Here is a 12696-nt window from a genome sequence, read left to right as displayed (position 1 = left end):
TAAGAACGGGCCACGGCTACTTTTCGTAACCCGACAAACAGGTTGGTTGCGGGGGGGGGATTTGAACCCCCGACCTTTGGGTTATGAGCCCAACGAGCTACCGGACTGCTCCACCCCGCGACAGGTTTCAGATAAGAGGCCGATTGGTTAGGCACGGCACTCTGCACAAAATGTTAACATGCGCTGTTTCAAAGGGTCAAAGAATAGCTTTTTGAGAAGAGTGTAACAAGCCTTACTGTGGTTCTTGTAACGATGGTTTTACGTCTCTGATAATGAAGAGAATTTCGTTTTCGTGAATTAAACCAAGTTGATCACGTGCGATCGCCTCGATTGAGCGTGGTTCGCTGTTCGTGAGCCGTTCTGCCTCCTTTTGCAATCTGGAGTTCTCCTGACGTTGTCTTACTATTTCTTCTTTCTGAGTGGCTTGGTGATGTCGTTTACGGTTGGCCTCAAATAATCCACGCTCGCCGATAAGACTGTCAGCAAGTAGGATGCAGGCTAGGAACAATAGTAGAAAAAGTACCGCTCGCCGACTGCGAGGAGGCGAAGACTTCAATCGGGCGTTTTGCTGCGGCGCGAGGGGCAATTCAATTTTTGGCATCGCACGTTATGAAAGACCGTACAGGCTATTTATCGGATCGATGATCCGAGAGGAATAGTCCTAACGGTTTATGGAGGGTAAACAGTGACTGAGCAAGCGTATGCGGTTGTGCTGACAACAATGCCGACGGAGGATCAGGCGGTTCAGCTTGCGGAGATGCTGGTTCGAGACCAGCTTGCGGCCTGTGTCAATGTTCTGCCCAAGATGAGGTCGCTCTATCGATGGGAGGAGCAGTTGAAGCAGGGAACGGAACACCAGGTCATTATCAAGACGACCACGGGTCGATTGGCTGCCCTCCGTACCAGGCTAGAGAGCTCACATCCTTATGAGATTCCTGAGTTACTTGAAATTCCTATTGTCGGTGGAAGTCAGGCGTATCTGAATTGGGTGAGCGCCTCTGTTATCCGATCACAAAACCTGGATCACGAGGAACCCGGCAATTAGCAGGATGAGAAAGAGTGCCGCAGCCAGATCGAAGTGTCGTTCAATAGTGTGACGGACTGTTGCTCCGAATATTCTGAGGATCGTTGCGACAAGGAAGAATCGAGCTGATCGTCCGACGAGACTGACTCCCAAGAATCTCCAGAATTGCATTCGGGTTGCCCCTGCTGCGATCGTAGCGACTTTGAAAGGGATTGGAGTGAAAGCGGCGCCTGCCAGAAACCACATCCCCCAATACCCGTTGTAGATTTCCACGACCTGTTCCCACTGCGAATGCGCATCGTAGAAATTAATGATCGGCTGACCCATCGTGGCCATGAAAGCGGACCCAATAACGTAGCCGATCGCGGCTCCAACCACGGAGCCGACGGCGCAAAGCCCCGCAGCAAATAGCCAGCGCCGAGGGTTTGCGGCGATGATAGCAATCAGTAGAACGTCTGGCGGAATTGGGAAGATCGATGATTCGGCTACTGCAAGGACGAATAAGGCGATTAGACTCACTGGGGTGTCGGCCCAGTTCATCGTCCAGTCATAAAGTGCCCGCAGCCACTGACGGGGTAGCCGCAAAATGCCAATTATCAACATGTGGATTAACTAACTATCTAGTTGCCCTTAGTCGACTGATCTAGGACGCGCTAATATTCTTGATAGATACTGAAATCTCGATAAGTTCATCGGTCATTCTTATGGAGCCGGAGCCGTTAATGGTACATGGCTACCACTTGCTGTGGTGGTTACGATACATCTGATATATTCCAGTTTCAAATCGTCGTGGCTTACCATTTGTTTTTGATGTGTCATTTGAAAATTTTTCATGTTAGACACTTTGGTATAGATGGGCTCTAACGACGCTTTCCTAACACGATCGTGAGAAGTAATCCAAAGGTTTCAGGCGACGACCTTGTTTCTGTACTGTCGACGTCATCAGACGCGGAAGCGACTATTGTGCGGGCGCTGCTTGAAAGCCATGGTATTCAGGCGATCATAACTTCTGACAAGCTGGGTGCGTTGGCAGGTTTGAAAGGTGGCAACAAGCCGACCACCCTCGTTAGGGTCAATTCTGGGGATGTCACTGAAGCTCGTAAGATCATGGAGGCATCTGTTGAGACTAGTGCCGAACGAACTGGGGTGGAGGATTTTGCAAAACTCGAAACGGTAATCGGCTACCAGTTCAGCGATCGCGGGCTTCTTGAGAATGCATTGACGCATCGCTCGCATGCACACGACGACCCTAGCAGTAGCGCACTCGACAACGAGTCACTCGAGTTCTTGGGCGATGCGGTATTGGGCGCCGTTGTTGCTGAATTACTCTTTCGCAAGTTTCCCGATCGGGACGAGGGCGACAAGTCGAAGATGAAGGCGTTACTTGTGTCATCTGTAACTCTTGCTAGGTTAGGTACGACCTTGCAATTAGGTGATTTCTTATTGCTCGGTAAAGGTGAGGAAAGGTCAGGCGGTCGGACGAAGCAAAGACTAATCGCTAATGCTTACGAAGCGGTGGTTGCTGCGATTTTTCTTGATGGCGGCATTGAGCCGGTTCGTGCGTTCATTGAGTGTCAATTTGCAACCATGATTAGTGAACGTCGCCGAGATGATCGGCCGACGATACTCACTAATGATCATAAATCAGCGCTTCAGGAATGGCTTCAAGCCCATGGCGAGTCGTTACCAATCTACACTGTGGTAACCGAGGCAGGCCCAGATCATCGCAAGGTCTTTACTGTGGCTGTCCAGGTTGGAAACAGGGTTGCCGCCCGAGGGGAGGGTTGCAGCAAAAAGGAAGCCGAGCAACGCTCAGCCGCATGCGCTCTGGAACAGCTCAAATCTGACAGTGCCTAACCTTCACTTTCCAACGACAGATCACTCTGCACTATCCATAGTTCGGTCTGTTTCGACGAGGCCCCAATTGCGACTGGTGTCGTGTCCGGCAACCACAGTTTGAGAGGGTTCCGCACTAGGCATTACGGCGTGGGCAAATTGCTGCACCTCCTGTCCTAACTGTTCCTTGTTCGGCGGTTCCATGCGACAGTGAAGTCTCACCCACAGGCGAAGAAGGGGATCTGTAAAGGCATACCGCTTCTGTCGCATCGAAATCAGATCGACGTCTTCTAGCCAAGATAGGTAATCCCTTGTTGAGCCGGGTGTTCGAAGGAGACGCTGTGCAATCTCGGTAAGCGTCAGGGGTTCTTCTTGTGCGAGCACCTGTAGGATGGCCTTTAGAGAACCGTAGCCGCGGGCACGGTTTACGCGAAGCTCATAATAAAAGTGGCAGCGTTCCCACAGTTGCGCCCCTCGTTGCATCTGGCTAGTTAGAGCTGCAACCGGGTCGTTACCGATTCGTGCCCCGAGCTCACGCATGGCACCGTCAAGAAGTTCGACGTAACTGGGTCGCCCTCCCGTCAGAGCGTGCACCGATCGTGCAAGTTCTGCTCGGTCCAGTGAGTTTTGGGGCGCGTATTTGTCTGAGAGGCTGTCAGCAATTTCCGCCACCGACAGTGGCGGCATATGAATTACCTCGTATTCGGCCGACGCATCTCGTAAGAGGTGATGCGCCCGACTTACAAACCTCGTACTGAGTACAAAGCGGTTCCTGCTGGTTGGAAGGGCTTGGATTAGGTCCCGGAGTACCGAGCGAAGGCCAGGAAAGCTATCAAAAGTCCTAAATTCGAGTGCCTCATCCAACAGAAACACTACCGGGTCACCACTATCGGACCGAGCTGACTCCAGAAAGGCCAAGGTCGCTCGGAACGCCTCTCCCGCGGACCCATTCTTACCAGAAGAGACTGTTTGCTGCGGGTAAGAAAATCGTGAATGAAGGGTGAGAGCGTGCAGACATCCTTCAGGTGTCGTGGCGATTTGTTCGACGTCCACATACTGACAGCGGCTTGCCCCAAGCGTTTGCCGGAGGTGCAGTAAGAAACTGGTGCGACCGCTGCCGCACGGTCCGAGTACGACTGGTACGCGTGCCGGAGTCGCTTCAAGCGCCGAAAGAACGCGCCGTTCGACGGACGTCCGTCCGCTAATCATCTACACTCTCGCATAGCGCTCGCAGAGGCCTGCCTTTGTTGTTTCTAATGTTGGCAACTCCCGAACGTCTTGGTTAAGATTCATGGCTATTGTCGATCTTGGGGCTCTTAAGCTTGGTCTCAGAAGGTTAGAACTTACGGAAAGGAACCGAATGTTGTCAACGGCAAATCGGAATTCTGGCCAATGTATTTCTTGCTTGACTTCTAGCGGAACCGTTCGATCGAACTTTCAATGTATTTAATCAACGCATTCTCTGTCCTAGACTGGCTCATTGCTAATGTGCTAGAGGTGTTACGACTGGAAGCATTCCGTTTAGTACTCTCTTTTGCTACCATCGAGAGACTGGATTATGTTGGGTAGAATCAGGGGTGGGTGTTTACGATGAATCTTGCGGTACTCGGTGCACAATGGGGTGATGAGGGCAAGGGAAAGGTTGTCGATCTACTGGCTCCTCGCTTCAGCGTCGTGGCTCGGTATCAAGGTGGCCACAATGCTGGTCATACAGTCTACGTATCTGGGCAGAAGTTTGTTTTGCATCTCATTCCCTCAGGAATTTTGCACCCTGAAATCACGTGTGTCATCGGTAATGGCACTGTTATCGACTTGGACGCTTTACTAAGCGAAGTTGAAATGCTGGCGTCACTCGGCATCGAAGTTGGCGATCGCCTTCGAATCAGTAATAACGCCCATGTGATCATGCCGTATCACCGAGATATAGAGTTATTGGCTGAGGCGCGCCGGGGGGAACGGAAAATTGGAACAACATCGCGCGGGATTGGGCCTGCCTACGAGGACAAGGTCGGCCGCCGAGGCATTAGGATTGGTGATTTAGAGGATTGTTCCGAGACTGGCGCTTTGGCGGGAATTGTCAGAGAGAACGTTGCGGCCAGAAATCGCCTGATTTCTGGGACTGCAATGGACTGGAAGGTGGTCCTGGGTCAGCTTGCTGTGTCCTGGGAGCGTCTTAGTGGTTGGGTAACTGATTCGTCGCTTTGGTTGTCGCGGGCCCGTCAGGCTGGACAAGCGATTCTGTTTGAAGGAGCGCAAGGCGCTCTTCTCGACATTGACCATGGCACGTTTCCATACGTTACCTCTTCCAACGCCACCGTCGGTGGTGTGTGCACTGGGCTCGGGGTGCCCCCAAGTGCTATTGATAGGGTGCTCGGTGTTGTTAAGGCTTACACCACGCGGGTTGGCGAGGGTCCGTTGCCGACTGAACTTTTCGGGTCGTCGGGTGATCGTCTGCGTGAATCGGGTCAGGAGTACGGAGCATCTACAGGTCGACCACGAAGATGTGGTTGGTTTGATGCAGTGGCGATGCGTTATGCGGTGCGTTTGAATGGAATTGACGCCCTAGCCGTGACGAAGCTCGATGTGCTTGATGGCCTAAAAGAAATTCAGGTTTGTACAGCTTACCGGATGGGAAGTGAACTGTTGCATGACTTTCCAGCCGATTCGGCAGTACTTGCGTCATGTGAACCGGTCTATGAGACCTTACCCGGATGGTCGTCGTTGACGGAAGGCGTGCAGCGCGAAGAGGCCCTACCGGCAGAGGCGCTGACCTACGTCGCGAGGCTTGAGGAGCTAGCAGGAGTGCCGGCTGTCATTCTGTCGACTGGCTCAGATCGCGTTGACACTATCTTTCGTGACAATGAAATTATTGGCCGCTAGATGTGGTTTCCCCAAGACTTAAGCCCCACGGCTTCAGTGCGCACTGTTTCGATCAGCGGCCATTTACCGCAGCTACCTCGTCTTCGGTGTATGCTGAAAAGATATACGGTAAACCCTCGAGATAGGTTGCGACACTATCGAGGTCGAAGCCTAGGTTCTCCAGACGCAACCGGTCAACAAAGAATTGATTGTCTGCTGGATCTCCGTAAAACAGAACGACCCGGCGCTCAGCAGGATCAAAGCGGTCATGTACCGCTTCGATGATATCGGTTATGTAGTAACGGGCTTGGTCCGGTTCCTCGGGCTCGCCGGGTGTGCCGTGGTCAGAGGCGATGATAATGACGGAACCATTGTCACCCACAACTGACTCCAATGCTTCAATAACACGTCCAAACTCTCGGTCAAAATCGCGGAGTGCCTCAGCGAGTTCATCAGAGTCTGGGCCCCAGCGATGACCGATGTAATCGAGCGTTTTAAAATTTGCCAAAATCAGGTCGGGGATCTCATCCTGGCCTACCTGTTCCCGCTCAATCATTGATACCAAGGCGTCGACTTGATATGTGATGAATCGACCAGTGCGGAGCAGGGAGCTGTTATCGCGGATTTCGTGGCCTAACCAGCTTTCGCCCGATTCCCAAACACGAGCTGCCTTATCGTCGGCGACGTAAGAGGGGAGATGGTAGCAATCATTGTTTGTGACCCAGCCACCGGTCGCGCCGTCAAACATCGCCATGATTGTTGAGTGAGCGCTGACGAGACATCCACCATGGCCGGCCATCGGGATCGTGGCGCGTGCCGTAGTACCTTGCCCGATAATCACGGCCCTTCCCTGGGTGTCCAAATTCCACAGGTCGGCAATCGTGAGAGCGTAAAGGCTTACTGGTGACAAGTCTGGAAAGGGTCCGCTCGGCTGATTAAACCGCCGGTCGAACATGGTATTAGCGACCACACCGTGCACCCGAGGCTCAGCTCCTGTTGCTATTGACGCATGTCCAACACTCGTGAGGGAGGGTAAGTAATCAATACGTGCTTCGGAGTACCAGGCCCCCTCGTTTCTGAGCCGGTTTAACGTTGGCAGGTCATCAATGTGCTGGTCAAAAAAATCTCTACGGGCACCATCGAGAACTGCGACAAGCACTACCCGTGGTTGATTTGTGGCATTCGTCAGGGAGGCAATCAGGGGAGTCCCGCTCATTGTTGCTGGTGTAGGCACATCCAGCAGAGATGCCACGGTAGGAGCGATATCTCGATGAGTGACCGGGTCCTCAAAGATCCCTTGCCGGATATAGCCCTGGCCATGAAGGATTAAGGGAACTTCGACGTCGTAGTCCCAGGGAGAGCCGTGCATGAATCGGTAGAAGGAATCATCAGGTTCAAGTAGGACGTTGCCGCGCTCCGGTACCAGCATAATTTGGCCACTTCGACCGGGATAGTACGCACGCGCGAACATTTCTAAGAACTGTTGATTAAGGGTGCTGCGGTCGTCAGTAGGCCCAACTTGGCTGTCAGGGGGTGGCGTGTCCGAGGGGATTTCTACGCAGTTGCCTGCAATCAGAAGACACAACAGGACGGCGGAGAGGAGTGAACGCGATCGCATCGAAAGTGACGTTGTGGTTGGGGCCCTTGAGTCTATCACCGCAATCGATTCTCGTGGCACCTCGTCGAAATTCGGCTCACCAGGGTGGGGCCCGAACTTGTCTCCCGGGGTTTAAGTAACTCTGGTGCTTTGGTGGAATCTGTTTACGGGCAAACTCAGCCTTTCCGCAAGATAGGAAATCAGCTAGAATCCCGTGTTCGGTCCTGTCCGAAAACCTGTTGCAGGGGCTCACGGTTTCCTGACTCAAGATGCGCTAGGTTGTCGATCAGATGTGACCGAGTTCGGCTGCCCGAAGTGCCTTAGCTGTAATCTGGAGATGCGACGCGTTCCAGACTGCTTCGCCGGCACGGACAAGAATCACCTGTGGACTTCTGTGTGGCACCCCTAGTCGGGTGACCGTTGTGTCTGAGACTTCACGTTCGGTCTGGACCGTAATGAGGCGGTAAAGCACAGTGTCCGAAGCATTTTCGAGGTGGCGCTTAAGTTCGTCGAGAGCCATTAAGCTGGTGCCGCATTCTACTGAATGCTTGAAAAGAAGAAGTGGGTTCTTAGCAGAGTGAGCCAACGCCTCGTCGAGATCAGCGACTGAGCGTAATGGAGTCAGTGTGGCAGGCACATTTCGATCATAGCAGACCCAGTCCATCATCATGGTCAAGGAAAGCCTAACTAGTCGAGCGATTCTTCGTTTCTGGGCACCGCTCGCTGGTACCTGGTTAATGATGGCACTGGAGGGCCCGTTTATTGCTGCAATCATCGCTAGACTCCCTGACGCTCGTGAGAACTTAGCTGCTTACGGTGTGGCTTTTGCTTTCGGCCTCATTCTAGAATCACCGGCTGTCATGCTGCTGAGTGCGGCTACGGTGCTGGCTGAGAATCGCGAGAGCTACCTTACACTTCGTCGCTTTGGGTACGGACTGTGCGGGCTCCTGACTGTTGTAGTGGTGGTTGTCGTATTTCCACCGGTATTCAACTGGTTAGCGGGAAGTCTACTCAACCTTCCCACTGCAATCCGTCCCCTAGTACACCAAGCGCTCGTTCTCTTGTTACCGTGGCCCGCGGCGATTGGGTATAGGCGTTTCAAACAAGGACTACTGATTAGGCATGGACTTACACGGCATGTGGCCTTTGGTGCGCTGGTCCGCCTTACGGCAATGGCGGCTACTGCTGGTGTTTTGGTGCTGTTTACCTCCATGCGGGGTGCCTCAGTCGGTACATTTGCGTTGTCAACTGGTGTCATTGCTGAAGCAATCATGTCTGGGCGAATGGCCCGTCGCGCCGTGCGCGCCCTTGAGAGCGGTGATGCAGGGTCGAAACGTCAGCTGACAATGCGGCAGACGGTGGTGTTTTACATTCCGTTAGCTCTTACAGCCATGCTCGCGATGGGGACCCAACCAATGGTTACGTTCATGATGGGGCAAAGCCGTATGGTGGTCGAATCGCTAGCCGTATTTCCTGTAATCAGTGGCCTCACTTTCATGTTCCGCAGTCTTGGTTTGTCATTTCAGGAGGTGGGTGTTGCGCTACTGGGTCCGCGGATGAAACACCTTCGTCCGTTGTGTAAGTTTGGTGTATTACTTGCACTAGTCTCATCGTCCTGCCTAGCGGTGGTCGCCCATACTCCATTGGCTATTATCTGGTTTCGTGATGTTTCTGGATTGTCATTAGCATTGACTGAGTTTGCCATTTCGCCATTACGGCTTATGGTGCTATTACCTGCACTTTCGGTGGTTCTGTCGCTGCAGCGCTCGATTCTCTTAACAACCCGCCGTACGACACTGATCACCTTGGCCTCGAGTGTAGAGATAATCACAATTGCAGGCTTTCTCTGGATCGGTATTCATGTATTTGACGCGGTGGGCATAATGAGCGCAGCGGTAGCGCTTGTAATCGGCCGGTTGCTAACGAATCTCTGGTTGGCGCGGCCGTGCTGGCGGGCGAAAGTGTTAGCGTAGGTTACGGCTCCGGTAAGAACGTTCGAAGTGTGAGTAGTGAGGCATCTGTGACGTGGACCCTTTGGGACGACCTATCGTTTGCGCTCTTCCTTGTGGCCGTTGTGGGTGTGTCACTGTATGTGTCCCGCCGAGAGCATTCGGTTCAGGATTATTTCTTAGCCGGCCGTTCGCTCACCTGGTCTCTAATTGGCTTCTCGTTAATTGCATCTAATATCTCGACTGAACAGTTTGTAGGAATGGCGGGGTCTAGCTTCGGGCAGGCTGGCCTTGCTATCGCAAGCTACGAATGGGTAGGAGCCGCGACGCTGGTATTTGTTGCACTCGTGCTATTACCACGATTCCTCCGACTGGGGATTTACACGATGCCCGAATTCCTTGAACACCGTTATGGGCCGGTCCCGAGAACGATTATGGCTGTCTACATGCTCGTGGCCTATGTCGGTGTCGCGATTGCGGCGGTCCTCTATTCAGGCGCGATTGGGCTCGAGGCAATTTTCGGACTCGACCTGATAGTTGGTATCTGGCTTATAGGTGGCATCGCTGGAATCTATACGATCTATGGTGGTTTAAAGGCTGTCGTTTGGTCCGACCTACTTCAAGGCCTAGCCCTACTTGTGGGAGGTGGAATTGTTACCATCATTGGGCTTCGGCACGTCGGCGGCTTGTCGGCTTTTCTCGACGTTAACGCCGCTAAGTTGCACATGGTGTTACCTGCGGATCATCCTGAGCTGCCCTGGACCGCACTTCTCCTTGGTATTTGGATTCCGAATCTTTTCTATTGGGGTTTTAATCAATTCATCACGCAGCGTACGCTAGCTGCTAAGACTCTTGCGCAGGGGCAACGCGGAATCATTTTGGCGGCGGGCCTAAAACTGTTGATCCCGTTTATCGTTGTGTTTCCTGGGATCATGGCGTTCCAACTTTTTGGTTCGGAAATTGAGAATGGCGATCAGGCGTATCCGATTCTCATTGCCCGCTTGCTACCATCCGGGTTACGCGGCCTGCTATTTGCTGCACTGTTTGGAGCTGTGATGAGCAGTCTGGATTCGATGCTGAATTCGGCATCAACCATTTATACGATGGATATCGTAAAGAGATGGTTCCGTTCAGGTGCAACTCCGGGTGAATTGGTGCGAACTGGGCGTGTAACGACAGCAATACTGGTGGTTGTGGGGTGTCTACTTGCGCCGTTGCCGGGGCGCTTCGAAGGGGTGTTTCAATACATCCAACTGGTGTGGGGCTTCATTTCGCCAGGAGTGGTAACCGTGTTTCTTGTAGGACTTCTAGTGCCTCGGGCGACGGCGACCTCAGCGACGGCAGCTTTACTGCTCGGTGTACCGATTTATGCTTTCCTGCTCTGGTGGTTTCCTGAGGCGGCGTTTCTCAATCACATGGCGATTACCGCTGGAATCCTGACTATCGTCATGCTCTCGCTGACCGCGGCTTCTCCTCGGGCAGTACCCTGGCGCTTGGTTTCGGTCACGCCACACCTTGACCTGACGCCAGATCCGGTTGCCCGAGGATTAGGGGCGATAGTTCTTGTAGCTACAGCTGGTCTCTACGTGGCGTTCTGGTAGCCTCGCAAGCCTCGGTCTAAGCACTTCCTAACGTAAGCGTAGTCCAACTGCCATATTCATCCTCGACACATTCTTAAACTGACCTGCGACTGGAGACTAGCTACCGAAAGAGGTCGCATCGAGACTAAGCCGGTTAAATAAATGTGGTGAGTCGGGTACACTACTAAAGTAATGCGTGTTCGCCTGTGCTTTCGACAGTTGACTACGAAACGGTCATGCTACGACGCCTCATGTTGGAACCCACGGTCTTTTCAGGATTACTGCATTGAAAGTCGTGCTTTACACGAACGAAGCCTGAATGATTTATGACGTTGGTGGTCTAATAATCGCGTTTGCCCTTGTCGCTAAGGGTGGCAACATGTTTGTCGATTCAAGTGTGCAGATCGCCAGCACCTTGCGAGTGCCACGCCTTATTATCGGAGGCACACTTGTTAGCCTCGCCACGACTATTCCGGAGTTGGTTGTTTCAGTTACCGCAAGCTATTTTGGGGATTCCGGTATTGCATTAGGCAATGCAGTCGGGTCCGCCATCGTAGACATGGCACTTGTTACCGGCATAGTTGCACTAATTGTGCCAGTGACAGTGGACCGGGCGGTCTTTCGGAGACGTGCGTGGTGGGTACGAATCGCAGCTCTTCTTCTTGTGATCGTTTCGTGGAATCAAGTCATCGGCCAGTTGCCTGGCTTTGGGCTGTTTATTTTTTCCTGCCTGTACCTTTTTGCTGACTATCGGTACTTTAGACGGAAACAGAACCAGGAATCAGATTCCATAGACGGGGCCTCTTCTGCAAAGGGAAGCTCCAACGTAAACATCGCAGTACAATTCATTGTTGGTGCAGTCTTAGTCGTTGTCGGTAGTCGACTCCTCTTAAATTTTGGCGTCTCATTTGCGGCTGGCCTGGGCGTGCCCTCGGCCTTCATCGGATTCTCGGTCGTGGCAGTAGGAACATCGTTGCCAGAGTTAGTGACTGGCATTTCGGCAGCACGTAAGGGTGTGCCTGATCTTTCCGTGGGTAATGTCCTTGGCGCGAACTTGTTAAATATCGCAATGATCGTCGGATTGGCAGGAACAATTCGACCACTCACCGTGCCGAGTTACGTGCAGTGGTATGCATATCCTTGGCTATTTGTGTTTATTGCGGTGCTTGGTCTCACACTTGGCCGGTCAGGAACCTTGGATAGAAAAGGCGGACTCATACTTATAGCGCTTTACGTTTTTTACCTAATGGGTTTGGTTCCAGTTAACTATTTTCGTTAGGCTTATTGATCGTCAGTCATTGCTACGAAACGCCGAACCTCTATAATGACCCTTCCTCGAGTTTTGATCATCGTCTGTTCAGTGGACGCCAGATGAGTACTCTCGGACGGAACTGCTTTACTACCTTATTGAGCGTGCTGCTGACCTTTGGCAGCACAGCAACGGTGTTTACCCAGAGTGTTTCCTTCTCGAAAGGCGCTACAGGCCCGTTTGAGGCACTTGACCTCGGTAGAGTCCGTCGGCTGGCCTCTGAAGATGATTTTCGTGACCGTGTACCTCGAATCGACCTGACTATGGTCAGGGCTGCCAGATGGCGACCAGCTCAGGACTCGCAAGAAGACACTGTGCCTGCACAGTCGTCTAGCACTCGGCGCGTGGTTGGGGCAGCCACCTCCTTACTTCTGGGCATGGGTTTATTCGGGCTATTGCTCTCTCGGGGGCCAACGACCAATACCGATGGGACGTCGACGTCCCGGACCGAACGTAATGAAGTTACCGACTTCGCGATCTTCGGCGGTGCGGTTACCCTCCTCGGTGCTGGCACTGTGATGCTGCTTGCGGGCTCGTAATTC

General features: G+C 52.8%; 11 protein-coding genes and 1 tRNA gene. 7 read left to right on the top strand and 5 right to left on the bottom strand.

All coding sequences use genetic code 11. The features are described from left to right. Positions 1 to 43: 43 nt before the first annotated feature. Positions 44 to 120 (bottom strand) — tRNA-Met (locus tag QGH09_10150). A 565-nt stretch (positions 121 to 685) separates the two neighbouring features. Here QGH09_10150 and cutA point away from each other — a divergent pair. Next, a complete protein-coding gene (cutA, locus tag QGH09_10145; protein ID HJO18547.1) occupies positions 686 to 1045 on the top strand; it encodes a divalent-cation tolerance protein CutA in 360 nt (119 codons plus the stop codon). On the opposite strand, the gene QGH09_10140 is transcribed toward cutA, so the two are convergent. Continuing rightward, a complete protein-coding gene (locus QGH09_10140; protein HJO18546.1) occupies positions 1010 to 1627 on the bottom strand; it encodes a YqaA family protein in 618 nt (205 codons plus the stop codon). The genes cutA and QGH09_10140 overlap by 36 nt on opposite strands. A 282-nt stretch (positions 1628 to 1909) precedes the next feature. Between QGH09_10140 and rnc the strand changes: the two genes are divergently transcribed. Further along, complete coding sequence (rnc, locus tag QGH09_10135; GenBank protein HJO18545.1) at positions 1910 to 2881, top strand: ribonuclease III; 972 nt, start codon at positions 1910 to 1912, stop codon at positions 2879 to 2881. A gap of 21 nt (positions 2882 to 2902) precedes the next feature. On the opposite strand, the gene QGH09_10130 is transcribed toward rnc, so the two are convergent. Then, positions 2903 to 4069, bottom strand: coding sequence for a hypothetical protein (locus tag QGH09_10130; GenBank protein ID HJO18544.1), 1167 nt, complete (start codon positions 4067 to 4069; stop codon positions 2903 to 2905). Positions 4070 to 4450: 381 nt separating this feature from the next. Between QGH09_10130 and QGH09_10125 the strand changes: the two genes are divergently transcribed. Further along, a complete protein-coding gene (locus QGH09_10125) occupies positions 4451 to 5740 on the top strand; it encodes an adenylosuccinate synthase (protein HJO18543.1) in 1290 nt (429 codons plus the stop codon). 52 nt (positions 5741 to 5792) lie between these two features. Here QGH09_10125 and QGH09_10120 read toward each other — a convergent pair whose 3' ends face one another. Together QGH09_10120 and ytxJ are read right to left on the bottom strand one after the other, a co-directional pair. Next, complete coding sequence (locus QGH09_10120; protein ID HJO18542.1) at positions 5793 to 7337, bottom strand: alkaline phosphatase family protein; 1545 nt, start codon at positions 7335 to 7337, stop codon at positions 5793 to 5795. A 265-nt stretch (positions 7338 to 7602) separates the two neighbouring features. Further along, positions 7603 to 7953, bottom strand: a complete 351-nt coding sequence (gene ytxJ / locus QGH09_10115; protein HJO18541.1) for a bacillithiol system redox-active protein YtxJ — start codon at positions 7951 to 7953, stop codon at positions 7603 to 7605. Between the two features lie 31 nt (positions 7954 to 7984). Between ytxJ and QGH09_10110 the strand changes: the two genes are divergently transcribed. From QGH09_10110 to QGH09_10095, 4 genes are all read left to right on the top strand, one after another. After that, the gene (locus tag QGH09_10110; GenBank protein HJO18540.1) at positions 7985 to 9289 is read left to right on the top strand and encodes a hypothetical protein; all 1305 of its coding nucleotides are present in this window, start codon (positions 7985 to 7987) and stop codon (positions 9287 to 9289) included. Positions 9290 to 9336: 47 nt separating this feature from the next. Beyond that, complete coding sequence (locus tag QGH09_10105; protein HJO18539.1) at positions 9337 to 10866, top strand: solute:sodium symporter family transporter; 1530 nt, start codon at positions 9337 to 9339, stop codon at positions 10864 to 10866. 298 nt (positions 10867 to 11164) lie between these two features. Continuing rightward, entirely contained in the window at positions 11165 to 12124 is a 960-nt protein-coding gene (locus QGH09_10100; protein HJO18538.1) for a calcium/sodium antiporter, read from the top strand. A 92-nt stretch (positions 12125 to 12216) separates the two neighbouring features. After that, positions 12217 to 12693, top strand: coding sequence for a hypothetical protein (locus QGH09_10095; GenBank protein ID HJO18537.1), 477 nt, complete (start codon positions 12217 to 12219; stop codon positions 12691 to 12693). The last annotated feature ends 3 nt before the right edge of the window (positions 12694 to 12696 follow it).

The sequence above is a fragment of the Vicinamibacterales bacterium genome, from assembly GCA_036012125.1.
Classification (GTDB): domain Bacteria; phylum Acidobacteriota; class Vicinamibacteria; order Vicinamibacterales; family UBA823; genus UBA11600.
Note: the sequence above shows the minus strand (reverse complement) of the source record. Positions and strands in the feature narration are given on the sequence as shown.